General features: G+C 46.4%; 24 protein-coding genes, 3 pseudogenes and 1 riboswitch. Of the genes and pseudogenes, 23 read left to right on the top strand and 4 right to left on the bottom strand.

Annotated elements, in window-relative coordinates; translation table 11 throughout:
* Window positions 1-57: 57 nt before the first annotated feature.
* The 3 genes and pseudogenes from P378_RS24385 to P378_RS22500 form a co-directional block, all read right to left on the bottom strand.
* Window positions 58-586: pseudogene (locus tag P378_RS24385) on the bottom strand (helix-turn-helix domain-containing protein); the annotation flags it as partial.
* A gap of 44 nt (window positions 587-630) precedes the next feature.
* Window positions 631-1,146: a DUF6431 domain-containing protein gene (locus P378_RS22505; RefSeq protein WP_099084136.1), complete on the bottom strand. Its 516-nt coding sequence runs from the start codon at window positions 1,144-1,146 to the stop codon at window positions 631-633.
* Between the two features lie 470 nt (window positions 1,147-1,616).
* A pseudogene (locus P378_RS22500) lies at window positions 1,617-1,724 on the bottom strand (RNA polymerase subunit sigma-70); the annotation flags it as partial.
* Between the two features lie 318 nt (window positions 1,725-2,042).
* Here P378_RS22500 and P378_RS22495 point away from each other — a divergent pair.
* From P378_RS22495 to P378_RS17785, 6 genes and pseudogenes are all read left to right on the top strand, one after another.
* Window positions 2,043-2,576, top strand: a complete 534-nt coding sequence (locus P378_RS22495) for a recombinase family protein (RefSeq protein WP_238473399.1) — start codon at window positions 2,043-2,045, stop codon at window positions 2,574-2,576.
* Window positions 2,577-2,608: 32 nt separating this feature from the next.
* On the top strand, window positions 2,609-3,520 hold the full coding sequence (locus P378_RS22490) for a recombinase family protein (RefSeq protein ID WP_238473398.1): 912 nt from the start codon (window positions 2,609-2,611) through the stop codon (window positions 3,518-3,520).
* Between the two features lie 224 nt (window positions 3,521-3,744).
* Window positions 3,745-4,116: a hypothetical protein gene (locus P378_RS17795; protein ID WP_099084135.1), complete on the top strand. Its 372-nt coding sequence runs from the start codon at window positions 3,745-3,747 to the stop codon at window positions 4,114-4,116.
* Entirely contained in the window at window positions 4,116-4,571 is a 456-nt protein-coding gene (locus P378_RS22485) for a CBS domain-containing protein (protein ID WP_238473397.1), read from the top strand. Before P378_RS17795 ends, P378_RS22485 begins: the two co-directional genes overlap by 1 nt.
* Window positions 4,572-4,606: 35 nt before the next feature.
* Window positions 4,607-4,966, top strand: coding sequence for a diguanylate cyclase (locus tag P378_RS22480; protein WP_238473396.1), 360 nt, complete (start codon window positions 4,607-4,609; stop codon window positions 4,964-4,966).
* Between the two features lie 278 nt (window positions 4,967-5,244).
* A pseudogene (locus P378_RS17785) lies at window positions 5,245-5,611 on the top strand (IS1634 family transposase); the annotation flags it as partial.
* A gap of 275 nt (window positions 5,612-5,886) precedes the next feature.
* Here P378_RS17785 and P378_RS17780 read toward each other — a convergent pair.
* Complete coding sequence (locus P378_RS17780; RefSeq protein ID WP_099084133.1) at window positions 5,887-6,267, bottom strand: sigma-70 family RNA polymerase sigma factor; 381 nt, start codon at window positions 6,265-6,267, stop codon at window positions 5,887-5,889.
* 207 nt (window positions 6,268-6,474) lie between these two features.
* Here P378_RS17780 and P378_RS23785 point away from each other — a divergent pair, with 207 nt between their 5' ends.
* The 17 genes from P378_RS23785 to P378_RS17705 all read left to right on the top strand — a co-directional run bounded on the left by P378_RS23785 (window position 6,475) and on the right by P378_RS17705 (window position 19,255).
* Window positions 6,475-6,789, top strand: a complete 315-nt coding sequence (locus P378_RS23785; RefSeq protein ID WP_338013960.1) for a YqeG family HAD IIIA-type phosphatase — start codon at window positions 6,475-6,477, stop codon at window positions 6,787-6,789.
* The gene (locus P378_RS23780; protein WP_338013962.1) at window positions 6,708-6,980 is read left to right on the top strand and encodes a YqeG family HAD IIIA-type phosphatase; all 273 of its coding nucleotides are present in this window, start codon (window positions 6,708-6,710) and stop codon (window positions 6,978-6,980) included. The genes P378_RS23785 and P378_RS23780 overlap by 82 nt, the downstream gene beginning before the upstream one ends.
* A gap of 44 nt (window positions 6,981-7,024) precedes the next feature.
* Entirely contained in the window at window positions 7,025-7,783 is a 759-nt protein-coding gene (gene aroE / locus P378_RS17770; protein WP_338013959.1) for a shikimate dehydrogenase, read from the top strand.
* 10 nt (window positions 7,784-7,793) lie between these two features.
* The gene (locus tag P378_RS24380; RefSeq protein ID WP_420796024.1) at window positions 7,794-7,907 is read left to right on the top strand and encodes a hypothetical protein; all 114 of its coding nucleotides are present in this window, start codon (window positions 7,794-7,796) and stop codon (window positions 7,905-7,907) included.
* 2 nt (window positions 7,908-7,909) lie between these two features.
* On the top strand, window positions 7,910-9,073 hold the full coding sequence (aroC, locus tag P378_RS17765; RefSeq protein WP_099084132.1) for a chorismate synthase: 1,164 nt from the start codon (window positions 7,910-7,912) through the stop codon (window positions 9,071-9,073).
* Window positions 9,074-9,080: 7 nt separating this feature from the next.
* Entirely contained in the window at window positions 9,081-9,608 is a 528-nt protein-coding gene (locus P378_RS17760) for a shikimate kinase (protein WP_099084131.1), read from the top strand.
* Window positions 9,595-10,671, top strand: a complete 1,077-nt coding sequence (aroB, locus tag P378_RS17755) for a 3-dehydroquinate synthase (protein ID WP_099084130.1) — start codon at window positions 9,595-9,597, stop codon at window positions 10,669-10,671. Before P378_RS17760 ends, aroB begins: the two co-directional genes overlap by 14 nt.
* Window positions 10,672-10,692: 21 nt before the next feature.
* Window positions 10,693-11,442 (top strand): prepilin peptidase, encoded by a 750-nt coding sequence (locus tag P378_RS17750; protein ID WP_099084129.1) that lies wholly within the window; start codon window positions 10,693-10,695, stop codon window positions 11,440-11,442.
* Window positions 11,443-11,461: 19 nt separating this feature from the next.
* Window positions 11,462-13,171, top strand: coding sequence for a GspE/PulE family protein (locus P378_RS17745; RefSeq protein ID WP_099084128.1), 1,710 nt, complete (start codon window positions 11,462-11,464; stop codon window positions 13,169-13,171).
* Window positions 13,168-14,247 (top strand): type IV pilus twitching motility protein PilT, encoded by a 1,080-nt coding sequence (locus P378_RS17740; protein WP_099084127.1) that lies wholly within the window; start codon window positions 13,168-13,170, stop codon window positions 14,245-14,247. Before P378_RS17745 ends, P378_RS17740 begins: the two co-directional genes overlap by 4 nt.
* A 101-nt stretch (window positions 14,248-14,348) precedes the next feature.
* Window positions 14,349-14,430, top strand: a riboswitch (cyclic di-GMP riboswitch).
* 62 nt (window positions 14,431-14,492) lie between these two features.
* The gene (locus P378_RS17735; RefSeq protein WP_180261167.1) at window positions 14,493-15,734 is read left to right on the top strand and encodes a type II secretion system F family protein; all 1,242 of its coding nucleotides are present in this window, start codon (window positions 14,493-14,495) and stop codon (window positions 15,732-15,734) included.
* 33 nt (window positions 15,735-15,767) lie between these two features.
* On the top strand, window positions 15,768-16,373 hold the full coding sequence (locus P378_RS17730; protein ID WP_099084126.1) for a type II secretion system protein: 606 nt from the start codon (window positions 15,768-15,770) through the stop codon (window positions 16,371-16,373).
* Between the two features lie 29 nt (window positions 16,374-16,402).
* The gene (locus tag P378_RS17725; RefSeq protein WP_099084125.1) at window positions 16,403-16,918 is read left to right on the top strand and encodes a type IV pilin protein; all 516 of its coding nucleotides are present in this window, start codon (window positions 16,403-16,405) and stop codon (window positions 16,916-16,918) included.
* A 171-nt stretch (window positions 16,919-17,089) separates the two neighbouring features.
* Window positions 17,090-17,170, top strand: a complete 81-nt coding sequence (locus P378_RS24375) for a prepilin-type N-terminal cleavage/methylation domain-containing protein (protein ID WP_099084124.1) — start codon at window positions 17,090-17,092, stop codon at window positions 17,168-17,170.
* A gap of 154 nt (window positions 17,171-17,324) precedes the next feature.
* Entirely contained in the window at window positions 17,325-17,762 is a 438-nt protein-coding gene (locus P378_RS17715) for a type IV pilus modification PilV family protein (RefSeq protein ID WP_099084123.1), read from the top strand.
* Window positions 17,763-17,774: 12 nt separating this feature from the next.
* A complete protein-coding gene (locus P378_RS17710) occupies window positions 17,775-18,347 on the top strand; it encodes a prepilin-type N-terminal cleavage/methylation domain-containing protein (protein ID WP_099084122.1) in 573 nt (190 codons plus the stop codon).
* A 5-nt stretch (window positions 18,348-18,352) separates the two neighbouring features.
* A complete protein-coding gene (locus tag P378_RS17705) occupies window positions 18,353-19,255 on the top strand; it encodes a pilus assembly PilX N-terminal domain-containing protein (protein WP_099084121.1) in 903 nt (300 codons plus the stop codon).
* The last annotated feature ends 4 nt before the right edge of the window (window positions 19,256-19,259 follow it).

Genomic DNA, 19,259 nt, shown 5'->3' with positions numbered 1-19,259 from the left:
TATTTTTTAAAGGAATTTCAAAAAAAGGCGTATATTTCCCTGAAATTACAAAGGAAACTGTTTCTTGGCTCCATCCGGACCTATGGGCAGATAAGGCCATACTTAATATCAGATTGCCATAGTTGATTACGGTGTTTTTTCTGATACCGCCTGGCTGCTACTCCCGTGTCGGCATACATTCGCATATGGCGGGTGCTGTATCCTCGTTCAGCCAGCTTCTCTTGCAGTGTGCTTCGTTTAAGTTGCCCGGGCAAAGCCAGCCCTTCCCATTCCAAAATTTGAATAATCTGTGCAACGCTGCGGGTAGGAACCTCTCGGCGGAGCAAGATAGCTTGTTCTAAAAGTTGTGGGGTAATAGCATCTTCCTTTTGTTTATTGCCTTTCCCTTTAGGCTTTAAGCCTTCAAAGCCTTCTTTACGATACTGTGCCAGATACCGGCGTAATGTTCGCTCAGATAAGCCATCTGTTCACAGATTTGGGTTTTAATCTGCCTGGCTTTAGCGGGATCCAGTCCGTCTGCCAAAAGTGGAGATAACAATTGTACCCGCAGGGCTGCTATCTCTTCGGCTTTTTTCTGATCCTTCATGCTGAAAACTCCTCTCCATATTTGGTTTTCAGCATGAGTATATCTTAGGCATTCCCGGACAAGAATGCAGAACGGGTATGTAACCATAAATTTAAATTTGTTATTGGACGGACAATTCTCCCCAGCCAACCGGGAGCATCACCCACAAAATGTCCGATACGTTGGAGTGCGGTCTGTGGAGCCACGGACAGGATATCCACAGGGACATGGAAATTCCGAATGCTAAGTGAAATTAAGCAACCGATCAGGTAATTGGATATCGTTTGAAACCAATTCCTCCAACGGTACAGAGTACAATCATCCGCAGCGATGGTTTGAACCGAATCATTACTTACCACGGTTTCAATGCTGTCGGCATCATACCGTTTGTAAGGTACTATGAAGTCCGGCAGTTCATGATGAATCTTACTACAATGAGTACACCGCAATCTACGAATGTTCAACACGATAATATCACCGGATGGTTTGATCGATTTGCGTAGACGGCTTCCGATTACCCTTAACTCTCTGCCACAACAAGGGCAAGGGACTATTTCCGCACTCCTAACAGAAAACGCCATTTACAGGATTCTCAACCAGCGAAAAATCTGATACAATGATCATACTTGTTGGGTGGACATCTCTAGTGATACTGTTGGCGCAGTACCACGCACTACAGAGATGTCCTTTTCCTTTCTTTAAGTTATGGTCATTATATCCATCTATTTCTGGATAGGCAATACCGTCAGCTTCTGGGCTTTTTAACTCAGCCCCAACACTAACGAAAGTTAGACATTGGCTTGTAAAAGCTTTTCAAGGTAAAAGGTCACTCTTAAGGTAGTGGCCTTTTACCATATATTGGTATATTTTTTTAAAATAAAGCATATACTTGTACTATCAAGTCTGGTTCGGAGAGAATCAGACATTGGCCGTAAGGCTTCCCCAAGAGAACACCCAGCTGGGTGTTCTCATCTATTTTGTGCGCCAGCTCACTTCATAAAAGAGTGGGGATTATTTGACACTTATATTTTATGAACAGATAAACAGTAAAACTTATTTCATTACCTTCTTTGTCTACGCCAATGGGGTCGTACAGGGAAACCTCTGCCTTTACTTTCTTGATGAACCTTAAATGCATCAGAATTTCAATGTCAATGCAGGTATCCTAGCGGAATAATAAGGTAAGATTAACAACCATACAACTTAGAAGACATCTTACCAGTCACTAATGGATTAAGTTAACATAAAAATACGTGCGACGGGAGTATTACTGGAAAGTGTACAAACTACAAAGCATATGTTATGAGAGGAGGAATGCGGGGGAGGGAATGTTAATGAAAAATAACCTACAAAAAAAACAAAAAGAATCTAGAATTTTAAGGATAAATATAACTATAAAGTATTCTCAAAATGGCACAGGATTACATGATGCATACCAATTCCTGGTAAAGAAAGTAATTGAACGGAGGGCTACAGCTTGCGGGCGGCAATCTATATCCGGGTAAGTACCGATGATCAGGTCAAATATGGCTACAGCATTGCTGAACAGCGTGAGGCCTGCTGCAGTCGTGCAAAAGAAATGGGGGCCAAAGAGGTACTCATATTTTCTGATGAAGGAGTATCAGGGGTTATATTAGAACGACCAGGGCTTAATGAACTAAGAGAAGCTGCCAGAGAGAGTCGGTTTCAGATACTGGTAGTACGTGACCCGGACCGCCTATCGCGTAAACTTGCTCATCAATTATTAATAACTGAGGAGTTGGAAAGACATAATATTAAGCTAGAATTTTTAGACTTTGATTGGAAAGATAATCCGGAAGGCCGGCTATTTTATTCTATCCGGGGAGCTATAGCAGAATATGAGCGTGAGAAGATAAGGGACAGAATGAGACGAGGAAAGGATCAAAAAGCAAAGCAGGGAGGTATCCCTATAAACTTTGATGTATTCGGTTATCAGTACAACCCGGAGACCGGTATAGTAAGTTACCGGGAACAAGAGAAAAAACAGTAATAAATATATTTAACTGGTTTACTTGTGAGGATATGGGAGTTAACGGTGTTGCCAAAAGACTTAATGAAATGGGAATACCTACTCGCCGAGGGGGTGAGATGTGGCATAGGCAGGTAGTTAAACAGATATTGACTAATACCGTATACATTGGGGTTTGGTCTTATAAAGGTATGTCTATACAAGTACCGGCCATTTTGGATGAGAATTTATTTAAAAGGGCCCAGAAAAAACTGAAAGAGAGTCGCAGGCTTTATGCGGGAAAAATAAAACATGGTTACCTTCTTTCTGGATTAGTTATTTGTAATGATTGTGGCAACACAATGACCGGAGTTAACGCCAAGTGGTGGGGTAAAAGAGAGCGACGTTATACCTGTAATAAAAGCTGCCAGGGATATAAAAACAAAGGTTGTAGACCCATTAAAATGATCCCAGCCGATCCATTGGAAGAAGTAGTTTGGGAGCAGGTGCGAGAATGGTTAAGAAACCCAGATTGGCTTCTCAGGGAGGCCTTAGATTATTTACAGGGAAAGGGTAACAGTGGTGAAGAGATAAAATTACTTGATAAAAATCTTATGAACATTATAAAGGGGCAAAATTCTATTATAAATTTACTAGCAAACGGGTTAGTTGAGTTGGATGATAACATTTCTAAAAAGCTTAACGAATTAAAATCTCGCAAAGAAAGGTTAGAAAAAAGAAAGGAGGAAATCATAGGACGACAAAAACTCAAAGAGGGGTCTTTGCATAAAACAGAAGAATTGAGGGAAATAGCTACAATAATACTGGATAACCTCAATGAAGTTGAATTTTTAGAAAAAGTATTTTTGGTAAGGACTTTAATATCACAGGTGGTTGTTTCTGGAAGAAGTAAGAGGGATGAACAAGGATCAGGTTCTATAGATGTTATAGTACACGCGAAACTACCGGAGGGGATATATTTATGATAATTATTAAAATAGGGAATGATTATTGTTTTCTCCAAAACTTTGTAGCAATTTAACTGGGCCAATTTATAAAAAAGAAAAAATTTTGCTTAAATAAAATTAAAAGCAGGAAAATTTGTTAGTAATCACAAAATACTATGTAAATAGGGAAAAGGTTCTAATTTTAGATAATGTTACACCTAAAAGGGATTTTTTACAAAATAATCCGGGAAGGTGATTATAGATTGACAGGTAACTTAAAGATTTCCCCCTACCCGTTAGAAATTGTGCGAAAGGCGGAACTCTCAATACGTTTGTCAGAGTTTGAAATCCCTCCCATGAGGGATGTACTGTTGGTGGGTAAGAAAGCACCCATTGGACCGGAAGCCGTGCGCAGAATGGTTGATGCATTGTCCCCGGATCAATATGAGATAATACGCATGGATCATCCCATATTCGAAGCTGCTGTTATAAAGAAATCTATAGTAAAATTAATGTCTGAAGAAAAGTTACTACCTATCCTTTTGGAAGAAGGAGAACGTATGTCAACAGAAAGTACATTATTAAAGGCTCAGGTAGAGATTGTGATTCATGTAAACAGAGGAGTAGATTTGTAATGATTTGTGTGGAACAAATCATGGCAAAGGAATTAATAACCATTACCCCGTGCGATTCTGTCGGACGGGCGATTGATTTAATGGACAAGCATAAAATTGGCGGGTTACCGGTCCTGGAAAGTGAACGATTAGTTGGCATCATTACCTCTCGAGATGTAAGAAGGACCCATCCAAATCGTCTGGTGGCAGACGCAATGACCAGAGATGTAATAACAGTTATGCCTCACTTTTCACTTTGGCAGGCCAAAGACCTTATGGATAAGCATAATATTGAACGTTTGGCAGTAAAAAACGATAATTATTTAGTTGGCTTATTAACGAAAGCCCGTCTCATAACGGAATGGGGAAAATATGTTGACCCATTGACAGAACTCAACAAAGCAGAGTTTTTATTTGATAAAGCAAAGGATTTTTTGCAGAAGGGGGAAAAAATTACTGTTATTTTTTTGATCTAGATGATTTTGGCTCTATTGATAAACTCTTTGGCCACGTGGTAGGAGATTCTATTTTGCTTCAAACTGCCAAGGTATTAAAAAGTGTAACACAGGAAAATACTGATTATCTCTGTCGTTATGGAGGAGATGAATTTGCTATCATTACAAATAGACCATGGGAAGATGCCCGCGGGCTTGCACAACAGATTGTTAATTCTATAGCTTCGGAAGAATGGTTCCAGGGTATTAAGGTTAAGGGGTCAGTGGGGGTTGTAGGAGGTCAGAAAAAGTTACATAATTCAGATGAAAATAAACCGTACTTGGTTTCAGATCTTTTCAATATGGCTAGTTTAGCTTCATCAAAAGCAAAGGCCGAAGGACGATCCATTGAAGTGGCTGGGTGGTTTGAGTTATAGAATTTTTTTGATATTATAAATTTAATTTTGCAAAAAACAAAAATCTCCTATGAAATATATGCACATATATTTCATAGGAGATTTTTGTACATAGTTATATGAAGGGTCTATATATTCCAGGAACTCTGCCACGTATTTACAATCAGTGAGTTTCGTTAAAGAAACAATAAATGATTCCACTGAGAAAAGGAGTTGGTTGTTATAAACGCTAAAATAAAAGTGAGCCACTTGCAATAAAAAACCTGTATAATCAGAGTGAAGATAGCCGGCATTTCTGAGAGCAAATGGATACCGTTAGTGACGAGCAATTGGAAAATGTAGAAAATGCGATTACCCTAAAAATGATGGAGAAAGGACTTTTTTACTCATATTGATTCTACAAATGAAAAGGCAGAGTTGGCCCAAAGAGGCAGAAACAAACAAAAGCGGACTGATTTAAGGCAGTTCGGGCTTGCCCAGGTGGTTACCAAAGAATTTCTCATCCCGGTATTTTCTGAAATATATGAAGGTAACAAATCAGATAAGGAATTGTTCATCCCTACACTAACCAAATTAAGAAAAAAACTCTCAGAGCTAAACCTTGATATGGAGGAAATTACCATTGTATTTGATAAAGGTAGTAACTCCAAGGATAACTTTGAAGAAGATATTATCGCTGCTTACCAGGAGCTGCAAGGGCTATACAATGCATTGGTTAATAGCCCTTGGTTTATATATGCTGCAAATCTCTGAGTGCCCGTGTTTACTGGGCTGAGGGTGGTTTTTAACTTAATGTTTAGTAAACTCCCGCTAGTGATGAAGCCAATGAAGAGGTAAGTCAAAGAATTGAAAAGTTGTTATCTTTGGGCGATAAACATAAACAGTTTAAATTATTGATGCCTATCTGGAGACGATTACGGACGAAGAAAAATAATTTTATATTAGCATAATATACCGTTAATAGTTGTCAGTAGCATTTCATTTTCGATACAACGGGCCGCATAGGTAGCCAGACGGGTGCCCTTATCAGGTTTGAACGTATTAATGGCTTTGATCAAACCGATGGTGCCGATGGAGATCAAGTCGTCAACGTCTTCGCCGGTGGAATCGAATTTTTTCACAATGTGGGCAACCAGTCTCAGGTTTCTTTCTGTCAACACATTGCGTGCCGATTCATCCCCTTCTGCCAGCATCCCGAGGTAATGAGCCTCCTCCTCCTCATTCAGAGGCTGGGGAAAGGTGTTGTTGGCAATGTAAGAAACCAGCGCCATGATCCCGTTCACAACCGACAGGACAGTGACCGTCCACAGGCCGGGTAGCATCAAGTAATCCCCCCTAATAAAAATTAAGTCAACAATATATGGTATGGGGAGAAAATAATTTGGTGTCTGTCCCCGAGGAAGAGGATCATACCATTTAATAGGTGTTGTAAGTTGACGAAGGGTGCCAAATGCAGGTAAAATATGCACAGCAAAATATTCTGATCATAGGGGTACTGCAGGGTGCCCGTTGCAAAGTGGTGTGAAAAGATGCTTTCAAAACTTTATCCTAGAGCCTATGTACCTTCCTTGTTCCACATTAATACAGCAGATTTAAAGAAGAAGGGAATTAAGGCGATCCTTTTTGATATCGACAATACTTTGATCCCCTGGGACCGTAAGCATATGGACCCCGAGATAGAGGCATGGTTTCGGGATCTGTGCCGGCAGGGGTTTAAGGTTTGCTTTGTATCAAACAACAATGAAAGCAGGGTCTCAGCTTTGTGCTGCTCTTTACAGGTGCCGGGGGTGCACAAGGCGGCCAAACCACGTCGCAGTGGGTTGCGGCGAGCCTCAGCCTGGTAGGAACTGACATTCATGAAACAGCATTTGTGGGCGATCAGGTATTTACCGATGTGCTGGCGGGCAACCGCCTGGGGCTGTACACCATTCTGGTGACTCCCCTGGCCGGGAAGGAATTTATCGGCACAAGGATTAACAGAAAGCTGGAAAAACTGGTGTTAGGCCGGATAAAAAACAATAATCATAGATACTGACTTGGCGCAGGCCAAGCTTTTGTTACATTCGGGAGGGAAGTAATATGGGTTTTCCCAATATAAATGGTAAGACAAGGGTTTGTGGATTGTTTGGTTTTCCGGTGGAACATTCCTTTTCTCCCGCCATGCATAATGCCGCCTACCGGAAGCTTGGCCTGAACTGGGTATATGTGCCTTGCAGTGTCCGGCCCGACTGTCTCGAACAGGCAGTGCAGGGCATCACTGCCCTTGGCTTAGCCGGTGTTAACGTCACGGTGCCGCACAAGCAAAACGTCATTGCCCTGCTCGATGAACTAGACCCGGCAGCCCGCGTAATCGGAGCGGTCAACACCATTGTGAACGTGGATGGCAGGCTGGTTGGTTACAACACCGACGGGCAAGGTTTTATCAGGTCCCTGGAAAGCGAAGCCAATTTTACGCCCCGGGGAAAAAGCGCATTGATTTTAGGGGCCGGCGGGGCAGCCAGGGCGGTGGTCATCGCGCTGGCATTTGCCGGACTGGACTCCCTTTATATCACCAACCGGACCCCGGAAAGGGCGGATGATTTGGCCAGGGATGTTTCGCGGGCATGTCAAGTTGAAGCCCAAGTCCTTCCCTGGGGACAGCAACTGCCGGAGGATCAAGTTTCCCGAGTGGACCTGGTGGTACAGACCACATCCATCGGGATGAGTCCCTGGGTAGACCGGGCGCCGAGTTTCCTTTTGCTGCCCTGCATCCCGGGCAGTTGGTGTGCGACCTGGTTTATAACCCTGAAAAGCCCCTTTTTTTGCAGCAGGCGGCGGCACGGGGGGCAAAAACCTTAACGGCCTGGGGATGCTGCTCTACCAGGGAGTTTTAGCATTTGAGCTTTGGACCAGTCTGCCTGCACCAGTGGAGATTATGAGGGAAACGCTGCTCAGGCAGCTTTCAGGAGGAGAGGAGAGATAACGTTGCTGCGTTTTCTGACAGCAGGAGAATCCCACGGTCCGGCCCTTACCGCCATTGTGGAAGGAATGGTGGCCGGCTTGCCCATCACCCGGGAATATATCAATGAACAACTGGCCAGGCGCCAGGGTGGTTATGGCCGGGGCGGCCGTATGAAAATAGAAAAAGACCAGGTACAGTTTCTTTCCGGGGTCCGGGGAGGACGGACCACCGGCAGTCCCGTCACCCTTCAGGTGATTAATAAAGACTGGGCCAACTGGTCTGAAATTATGGCTCCGGGACCGGAGGCCAACCTAAATGAAAGGGTGGTAACCCGTCCAAGACCGGGTCATGCCGATTTGGCCGGGGCCATCAAGTATAACCATGATGATGTACGGAACGTTTTGGAAAGGTCCAGCGCCAGAGAAACGGCTGCCCGGGTGGCTGTGGGAACCCTGGCCCGATGTTTGCTGGAGGAACTGGGGGTAGAAATACTGGGCTTTGTCCGGCGCATCGGGTCCGTAGAGGCCATGATTGAAGAAAACCTGGCGATGGAAGAACTGCAAAAACGTGCCGGGCAGTCCCAACTCCTTTGCCCGGATCAACAGGCAGAGGAAGCCATGATTAAGGAAATCGACCAGGCCAGGAAAAACGGTGATTCTCTGGGCGGGGTATTTGAGATACGGGCCTACGGGGTGCCGGTGGGATTAGGCAGCCATGTCCACTGGGACCGTAAACTGGACAGCCGGCTGGCCGGTGCGGTCATGGGCATTCAGGCCATCAAGGGCGTGGAAATAGGCCTGGGTTTTGGTTCAGCGGCCGTTCCCGGTTCCCAGGTGCACGATGAAATACACCATTCCCCTGACCGGGGCTTTTACCGGTCCACCAACCGGGCCGGCGGCATAGAAGGGGGGATCAGTAACGGGGAGCCCGTTGTGGTAAAGGCGGCCATGAAGCCCATCCCTACCCTTTATAAGCCTCTGCTCAGTGTTGATCTGAAGACCAAGGAGCCCTTTGCTGCTTCGGTGGAAAGATCAGATGTTTGTGCCGTGCCTGCTGCCTGCGTCGTTGGCGAAGCTGTGGTGGCCTGGGAACTGGCCGCCGCCATGGTGGAAAAATTCGGTGGCGACAGCTTGGAAGAACTAAAAGAAAGAGTTAACCGGTGGCGGCAGCTGGTTAGGCAGGTGTAGGTGTGAAATGAAGAATATCGTATTGATCGGCTTTATGGGATCGGGCAAGTCAACCGTAGGACGGGGATTGGCCAAGCGTTTGGGATACCGGTTTATCGATACCGACTATGCCATTGAGGAAGTCACCGGACTTACGGTAGAGCAAATTTTTCACAAGCACGGTGTTAAACGATTCCGGGGAGAAGAAGCTTTGCTGGTAAGCAAGTTAGCCAGCAAGGAGAACCTGGTCATTGCCACCGGCGGGGGACTGGTGCTAAACCCGGAAAACGTTAAAAAGTTAAGAGAGAATGGGGTTCTGGTCAGCCTTGAGGCCTCTGCGGGAGTTATCTGCAAGAGAGTCCGCAGCAAAAGGACCCGCCCCCTGTTGGCCAAGGGGAACCTCCAGGAAAAAGTGGAAAGACTGCTGGCGGAGCGGAAAGAGGCCTATCAAGTGGCTGAACTTGCCGTCAATACAGATGATTTAAGTCCGGAAAAAATAGTTAACATAATATACCGATATCTGGTGGAAAGGGGGGTAGTCCGTGAGAGAAATTGATGTAGCGCTGGGCAGCCGCAGTTACCCTATTTACATCGCCGGCGGGCTGCTAAATAATCTGGGTGCCTACCTGTCTGAAATGCCGCTGGGGAAAAAAGTGCTGCTTGTTACAGACACCAACGTAGACAGTCTCTACGGGGACAAGGTCAGGAATCTGTTGGAGCGGGCCGGTTTTCAGGTTGCTGTGATCCGGGTGCCGGCGGGGGAAAACGCCAAAACTCTGGAACAGGCAGCCGGGCTATATGATACGGCCTTCGACCATGGTTTGGACCGCACTTGCCCGGTGGTGGCCCTGGGCGGCGGCGTGGTGGGCGACCTGTCAGGTTTTGTGGCCGCCACCTACATGCGGGGAGTCCCCTTTGTTCAAGTGCCTACCACCCTGCTGGCCCAGGTAGACAGCAGCGTGGGCGGTAAAGTGGCGGTCAACCACCCCCGGGGCAAAAACATCATCGGTGCCTTTTATCAACCTAAAATGGTACTTATCGATGTAGATACCCTGCAGACCCTAAATGCACGGGAACTCAGGGCCGGCTTGGCGGAAGTCATCAAGTACGGGATCATTTGGGATAAAGAATTTTTTGCCTGGTTGGAAGAAAACAGTTCCAGAGTGTTGCATTTGGAAACGGCAGCCCTGGAGTACGTCATAGAAACCTGCTGCAAAATCAAAGCCGCTGTGGTGGAACAGGATGAAACCGAGCAGGGCCGCCGGGCCATCTTAAACTACGGTCACACCATCGGGCACGCCATCGAATCGTTGAGCGGTTATGGTACTTATCTGCACGGCGAAGCGGTGGCCATCGGGATGATCATAGAGGCCCGTCTGGCCCGCAATAGGAACTTGTTGACCGATGACGAAGTGACCAGAATCATTCAGCTATTATCCCAGGTCCAGCTGCCGGTATCCGTCCCCCGGGAGCTGACGGCCAAGGATATGATTAAATCCATGTATACCGACAAAAAGGTAACAGAAAGCAAACTGACCTTTGCCCTGCCAGTAAGCATTGGATACTGCAAAGTGTTTCAGGGGTTGTCCGAATCTGAAATAGAACAGGTTCTAAGTTAGATTAGTTTGATGAGGTAGCCTATGTTGGCCGTCATGACATTCGTTTTTATTACGGGATTGGTTGTTGGAAGTTTCCTGAATGTGTGCATTTACCGCTTACCCAATAATCAATCCATTGTATCACCTCCCTCCCATTGCCCCGGCTGCCACCAACGACTGGGCGTCCTGGACCTGATACCGGTGGTAAGTTACCTTGTGCAAAAGGGAAAGTGCAGGTACTGTGGGGTAAAAATTTCTCCCAGGTATTTATTCGTAGAATTGCTAACCGGCATTGCCTTCGTCCTCATTGTGACGGTATTTGGTTTTCAGTTCCAAACCTTACTATATGTTCTATTGTTTTGTGCTTTATTAACCGCCTCGCTGATTGATTTAGATTATCAAATAATCCCTGATCAAATCAGCCTTTTTCTTGTGGTATCCGGTCTCATATTACAAGCTTTTGGTCCTCCCGGCGCGCTCATGAACGGAGTGATAGGCGGTCTCCTGGGCGGCGGGCTGCTGCTTGTCCTGGCAATTTTATCCAGGGGCGGCATGGGTGGCGGGGATGTCAAGCTGATAACGGGAATCGGCATCTTCTTGGGTTGGCAGTTGCTTCTGGTGTGCTTGTTTTTCTCCTTTATCATCGGTTCCCTGGTAGGGCTGGCGCTGATTATCGTCCAGAACAAAGATATGAAGACAGCGGTCCCCTTTGGCCCTTTTTTATCTGCAGGGGCCATCATCGCCATTTTTTACGGACAGCAAATCATTGACAAATACCTTACCTATTTTTAAACACTTGGAGGTAACCGGCATGGGGTACCAACGGTTTGCCAAAAAACGTCTCGGTGACTTATTGGTAGACAGTAAAGTGATCACCGAAGAACAGTTAAAAGAGGCTTTGACAGCCCAAAAACAAACCGGCCAAAGACTGGGACAAGCCCTGGTTAATCTGGGCTTTGTGCGGGAGCAAGACATTCTCAATGCTCTGGAGATGCAGTTAGGCATCCCGAAAATTTCCCTCACCAACCGAATTGACCCGGCCCTCATTAAAAGTTTGCCTGAGGCACTGATTCGACGCCACAGAATAGTCCCGGTCCAACGGGAAGGCAACCGTATCATTGTGGCCATGTTTGACCCCCTCAATGTGGTGGCCCTTGATGACATACGCCTCGCCACAGGCTGTGACGTTGACCCTGTCATCGCTTCCCAGGAGGAAATCGACGCGGCCATTCAAAAGGTATTTGGGTTGTCCTTCGTACAGGATGCCTTTGGTTCCGTTCAAACCGGGGAAGATCACCCGTTAACCAGCCAAACCCTGAGTTTCGGCGACGAAACGGGAGCGGAAGACTCTCCGGTGGTTCGATTGGTAAACACCATTATTCGGCAGGCCATCAACGACAAGGCCAGCGATATCCATATTGAACCCCTCAAGGAACAAGTCCGTGTCCGCTTCCGCATTGACGGGTTACTTCATGAATCCAGCGTACTGCCCAAGTCCGTCCTGTCATCCTTAGTCACTCGTCTGAAAATTTTAGCCCACCTTGATATCGCTGAGAAAAGATTGCCCCAGGACGGGCGTTTTCAGATCCGGTATGGAAAAAATGAGGTAGATTTAAGGGTATCCACGTTGCCCACGGTTTTTGGCGAAAAGGTCGTCATGAGACTTTTGGCAAAGAGTACAAATATATTAAAGATAGGCCAGCTGGGCTTCGACCGGCGCAACCTGCAAGTTTTTTCCGCCATCATCCGCCATTCCTATGGCATGATTCTCATTACCGGCCCCACCGGCAGCGGTAAAACCACGACTTTATATGCTGTCGTTAACGAACTGAATAATAAGGAAAGAAATATTGTCACCATTGAAGACCCGGTGGAATATGTGATGCCCGGGGTGAACCAAACCCAGGTCAACAACAAGGCGGGTATGACCTTTGCCACCGGTCTGCGATCAATTCTCCGCCAGGACCCGGATGTCATTATGATTGGTGAAATCAGGGATTCGGAAACAGCCACCATTGCAGTGAAAGCTGCCACCACCGGCCACCTGGTACTCAGCACCCTGCATACCAACGATGCGTCAGGTGCCATTACAAGGTTAATTGATATGGGAGTAGAGCCTTTCCTGGTTGCTTCCTCTCTGGTGGGCGTGATATGCCAGCGCCTGGTACGTGTGCTCTGCCCGGATTGTAAAGAGGCCTATACGCCGGCCCCGGACAGCCCGGAACGAGAGTTTTTGGGGATACCCGCCGGCCAACCTGTCACGTTGTACCGCCCTAAGGGTTGTGGCAGCTGCAATAATATCGGATACAGAGGGAGAAGCACCATTGAAGAAGTGCTTACGATTTCCAATACCATTCGGCAAATGGCAAAGCAAAGGGCGTCCGAACAGGAAATTAAGGCCCAGGCCCGCTGTGAAGGCATGATTACCATGCGGGAAGACGGCGCTAATAAGGCTCTGCAAGGGATTACCTCTGTTAAAGAGATTATGCGGGTGGCCTTTACCGAGGAGGAAAACAGATGAGCGTCATCGAGTCAATTTTGCGCTTCGGTACTAAAATAAACGCCTCTGATGTGCATATTACAGTTGGCAAACCACCTGTATTTCGCATCAACGGCTTGCTGCAGTCACTGGACAACATGTCCTCCTTTGAGCAGGAACTGCCAAGAACAAAACTAACGCCGGAGCAAACCATGGAGATGGCCAGGGCCATCATGGATGCCGGCCAGTACAAAAAGTTTACGGAAATGGGAGAGGTGGATTTTTCCTATTCCATTCACGGCATCGGGCGTTTTCGGATTAACATCTACAAACAAAGGGGCTCAGTGGCCATGGCCATGAGAATCATCCGGACACAAATCCCCACCATGCAGGAACTGGGACTGCCGGAAGTGACCGGTCATTTGGCCAGAAAACCCAGGGGGCTGGTTCTCGTGACCGGGCCCACCGGCAGCGGGAAATCCACCACGCTGGCGGCCATGATTGACATGATCAATACGGAAACCAGTTCCCATATTATCACCCTGGAGGATCCCGTTGAATACCTGCACTTTCATAAAAAAAGCATTGTCAACCAGCGGGAGATCGGCCAGGATTCCATGTCCTTTGGCAATGCCCTGCGGGCGGCCATGCGGGAAGACCCGGATGTGATCCTGGTGGGAGAAATGCGGGATTTGGAAACCATGGCAACTGCCATCACTGCTGCCGAGACCGGCCACCTGGTACTGGCCACTCTGCACACAACCAGCGCCGCTCAAACCATTGACCGCATCATCGATGCCTTCCCACCCCACCAGCAGCAGCAAATCCGTATTCAGCTTTCCAGTACTCTGCAGGGGGTTATCTGCCAGCAGCTGCTGCCCAAACGGGACGGCAGCGGACGGGTGGTGGCTATGGAAACTATGGTTGTCACCCCTGCCATCCGCAACCTGATTCGAGAGGGTAAGACCCACCAGATTGTCTCCCAAATTCAAACAGGTGCCAGGTTTGGCATGCAAACCATGGACATGTCCCTGAGAAACCTGGTTTTAAACGGGATCGTATCTGCCGAAACAGCGCGAGAAAAAGCTGTTGATATAGAAATGTTAGCAAAGGTTTAAGAATTTTGTAACATTTTGTATAACTACATTTGTTGACAGATAGTTGCTTTTTCAATTAAAATTTTACTATCAATCCAAATATTAGAATTACTTTTATAAGATACGATAAACGGCAAACCTATTGAAAGGTAGGGACGCAAAGCCACGGGCCTAAACATTTTGCAGGGCAGCCGGGCTACCGAAAAGCAAATTCCAAGCAATGCTTGGAATTTATTGTTCACGGGTAGCATTTTAGAGGTGAATTCATGCCTGTTTATGAGTACAAAGGTCGAAACAGTGACGGCAAATTAATAACAGGGATGATGGAGGCTGCGTCCCCCAGCGAGGTAGCCGGTTATGTTCGGCTACAGGGGGTCTTTGTCACAGATGTAGTCGAAAAGAAACAAAAGGCTAAAAGAAGTGTAAATTTTCTTTCAATTAGCAAGGTAACAAAAACAAAGGCAAGTTCTAAAAAAGTGAAACTGAGGGAACTGGCCACCTTTTCCCGGCAGCTTTCCACGCTCATTAATGCCGGCATCCCGTTAATCAGTTGCATACATATCACCCGCAACCAGACTGAGGTAAAGGCCTTAAAGGACGCGCTGGGGGACATCACCACCAGCATTGAAGAAGGCAATACCCTGGCAGATTCCTTTGCCAAATTTCCACACATCTTCCCGGAAATCTTTGTTTACATGGTGGAAGCCGGGGAACTGGGCGGCGTGCTGGATGAAGTCCTGGAACGCTTGGCCGAACACCTGGAGCGGGAGCATGAAGTTAACGAAAAAATAAAGTCCGCCATGACTTACCCGCTGGTTGTATTAGGCTTTTCCATGCTTGCCCTTTCTTTCTTATTAACCTTCGTCTTACCCAAGATTATAAGTGTTATTGAGGGGATGGGCGTTCCCCTACCCCTTCCCACCCGTGTTGTCATGGCTGTCAGCAGTACAATTCTTAACTACTGGTATCTCATTCCCTTTATCGTTCTTCTCGTATCGTTAGGCTACAAGCGCATCAAATCAAGTCCAAAGGGCAGAGAAACCCTGGACAAGCTGGCCATCAAAGCCCCCATTTTCGGACCGATTTATACCAAGATCATCATCGCCCGCTTCTGCAGAACCCTGGGGACCTTGCTTAAAGGTGGCGTTCCCATTATCCAATCCCTGGAAGTAGTCAAGAAATCCGTGGGCAACGTCATTATCACCCGAGCGGTAACCAGCGCCCAGGAAAGCGTTCGCAACGGCCAGGAATTGTCCAAGCCCATCGAAGCCTGCGGCGTCTTCCCACCCATGGTCATAAAAATGATCACCGTCGGCGAAGAAACCGGCGCCCTGGACACCTTACTGGAAAGGGTCGGCATCTTTTATGACAAGGAAGTCAGCATCGTAGTAGGCAGGCTCTCCAGTATTATCGAGCCGGTTTTGATTGTTTTTCTAGGCGGGATTGTCGGGTTTATCATTTTATCGGTGATGATGCCGATGATGAGCACTATGATGGAGGGGCTATAAAAAGTTTAAGGAGAGGCGGTAAATGGACAAAAAATGAAAGAAGAGAGGGACGGTGAAAAAGGTTTTACGTTAGTTGAATTACTGGTGGCCATTGCAATAATCGGAGTTTTGGCAGCCGTTATTACCCCAAATGCCTTCCGGGCGGTGGAAAAGTCAAAGATAGCAAGGGCAGTGGCTGACTTAAAGGCTATTAAAGGTGCTGCCATGGCTTACTACGCAGATACCGGCACCTTTCCACCCAATGACGACAACTATGCCGGGGGCCCAACCGGTAACAGTTACCGTGGGATAGACTTTTTGAAAAACCAGAATAATGTGGATGGCTGGAACGGCCCTTACCTGGAAAAGTGGCCCGAAGCTCAGTACTGGGCGGGAAATCATGGCGGGACGTACCAATGGCAGGGAGTATACAACTATGGAAGTACACCCTTAGACTTTAATAATGACGGTAAAGCAGATCCCTGTGTAGAGCTTAATTTCGGCGGTTCTGGTTTTAGTGATGATCAAATATCAAAAATTGTATTAGATATTGATAAAGCATTGGATGACGGTGATTTAAAAACGGGTATGTTCAGGTACAGACCGACAAACAGTTGGCCTCAACATACTACATATTATTGTGTTGGTTTTACTAATTAATTAAAAAAATATTATAAGGGGGTAATTAAGTGTTAAAAAGAAGGGTGAAAAATCAAAAGGGTTTTACCCTGGTGGAACTGCTGGTGGTCATCGCCATTATCGGCATCCTGGCCGCGGTGATCGCACCTAACGCCTTCAAGGCCGTTGAAAAGGGCAAAGTAGCAGCAGCGGAAGCGGACTACAAGGCCATTAAAGCGGCGGCGCTGAATTTTTATACTGACTTGGGAAAGTGGAGTGATAGTAAAACAGATGGAACGGATCCTGGATTTGTAAGCAATCCGTTTAGTAGTACTAATTCATCAAATGACTACAAAAACTGGAACGGCCCTTACCTGGAGCGCTGGCCGAGCAAGAACCCGTGGGGTGGGACTTATACCTACAAGAATGATAACAGCGGCACCACATTTGGATGGGGTACTGCTAGGTGGCTTGAGCTGACCTCGGTGCCGACTGCATCTATCGCCAGGTTAAAGGCGGACTTAGGGGATGATGTGGTCAAGGAAAACGGTAGCACAGTCTGCATCCTGATTTCGAAAGAACAGTAAAGAACGGTAAGGTAGTCGAAATTACCGCCGCCGGGTCTGCTTAACAGTGCTGCCAGTGCCGGATGGTACTTGCAGTACTCGGCCCCGGCAGGAACACGCAGTTCGCTTGTTCCGGCGGGGGTAAAACAGTGAGCCGGGTTCTCTTTTCCCGGGAAAGGATGTGAGCCATTGATGTTCGGTTTGCCGAGCCTGCGCCGCGACAGCCGCGGCTTCACCCTGGTGGAGCTGCTGGTGGTCATCGCCATCATCTGATCATGGTGATGGCGCAACAAGCGGGAAAATCCAGTGGACTGGCCAGTGGGTAACCTGGGTGGCAGCAGCGGATGCTCCCCAAATCGGTGCGGCGGCACATTAACAATATATTGACAATTTAGACTTAAATCTATGGTAACGGCTGGTGCAGTAAATGTTAAATGTTAAAAGTCGCTTATCCGAAAAAAAAGGTTTAACCTTGGTGGAAATATTGGTCGCCACCAGCCTCTTGGCTATGGTAATTTTAGCCGTGTCCAATGTGTTGATAACCGGGCTGGTAGCTGCCAATTCTGCCAAAGAGCAAACCATAGCCGTAAACCTGGCCCAGGCCATCATGGAAGAGAGATTGGCCACCGCTGACCCGGGTAATTCAGTTCCCCGTACTCCCATAGACCAGAAACCGGGATTCGAGAACTACAAAGGATATTACTATGAGGTTGCCGTAGATAACAAAGCAGTCATAAAGAGCTCAAATGGCACCACAAATGACACCAATTTTTACTCCATAACAGTAAAGGTATACTACTTGGATCAAAACAACAATCAGCCTAAAAATACGGTTTCACTCTATACGATTAAGCGAAAAGGCTAAGGTGGGAAAGGTATGAAACACCTTATCAAGATACTACGTCAGGAAAATGGCTTTACACTGATGGAATTAATGGTAGTTACGGGTTTGCTGTCTTTGCTTTTAGGGACAGCTTATTTCTTTTTATTTCATACCACATTAATAACCAATAAAGAAGTTTTCCGGGCTGATGTCCATAATGATATAAGAACTGCTGCTAATCGGATATCCCGCGATATTCGCCAGGCCGTCGAAATTCAGCCTGCCGGGGACTTTACTGACTCCCCTTGGATTTCCGTTAAACGTGTGGAGTTAGGTAAAGATAACAAAGAAACTATTAAAGAAGTGAAATATTACCTGGATTCTGCGGGTAGAGAAATAGAGTATGCTGTCAATAATGGTGCAGGATTTTACGGGAATACTCCCATTGTTAATCATGTAAAAAATGTAAAATTTAGTAAACAAGGTAGTACTGTTACCATAACTATAGAGGGAGAAAAGGATAATCGCTCCGAGAAGGAAATAGAAAAGGGCTATCAACTTTATGATAGTAAACCCTACTCCTATACCATCCTTACCAAAGTAACGCCCAAATTGTTGAGGGAGTAGCTGTTATGAACAAGGTATTGAAGGATAAAACTGGAGTGGCCCTGCCGGTGGTTATCATGGTAACCACCATTCTAATGGTCTTGGTAGGGGTTTTTATTGAATACGCATCCCAGGAAAAACAGAGTTCCGCCGATGAAGTAAATATGACCAGGGCCCTTTATCTGGCTGATGCCGGTACCGAGATGTGTATGCACGAACTGAAGGTGAAGGATTTTAAACTGGGGGATGACTGGTCAACCGGGGCTCAGCTAAATAATGATCCCAGGCAAGAGGTTCAAATAAAACTTACAGGTCAATCCGATGGGGAAGAGTGGAACCTTGAATCAACCGGCATCTACAAGGATCAAAAGGGTCGACCATTAAGTACAAAAACAATAGTAGCAACTGTAAAAAAATCCTTAACTCCTGATCAATATCAAAGTACCGGTATTCCTGTAAGTTCCCAGACCATGGACTTAACTAACAACTCTGCGGGGGTTTACTACCGAAAAGGTGACCTCAATCTGTCTGGTATCTACGAAGGTCAATGGCTGATAGCTGTAGATGGCAATGTTACTGTTTCAGCTGATTTAAGACCGCATCAGCCGCATAAAGACAATGGCAAAAATAATGATAGTGATGAAGATATTTTAGTAATAATTTGCTCCGGACAGGTAGAAGTCAAAAGCGGTGCAGGGCAGGTGGAGGTTTGGGCAGTTATATATGCCAATAGTTTTACAGGTAATAAGAATACTAAAACCTACGGGAAAATTATTGCAGACCCGATTTCATTATTAGAAAATGCCAAGTATATTGAACCAAGCAAGAATAAAGATGTTCAGGATTTTGTTAATGATGCAACAGTGACTTACCAGTTAATGTATAAGCCTGTCCTGGTAAAATGGAGGGAAAAATACCCAGTATTTTAAAGTA

It is taken from the genome of Desulforamulus profundi (assembly GCF_002607855.1).
Note: the sequence above shows the minus strand (reverse complement) of the source record. Positions and strands in the feature narration are given on the sequence as shown.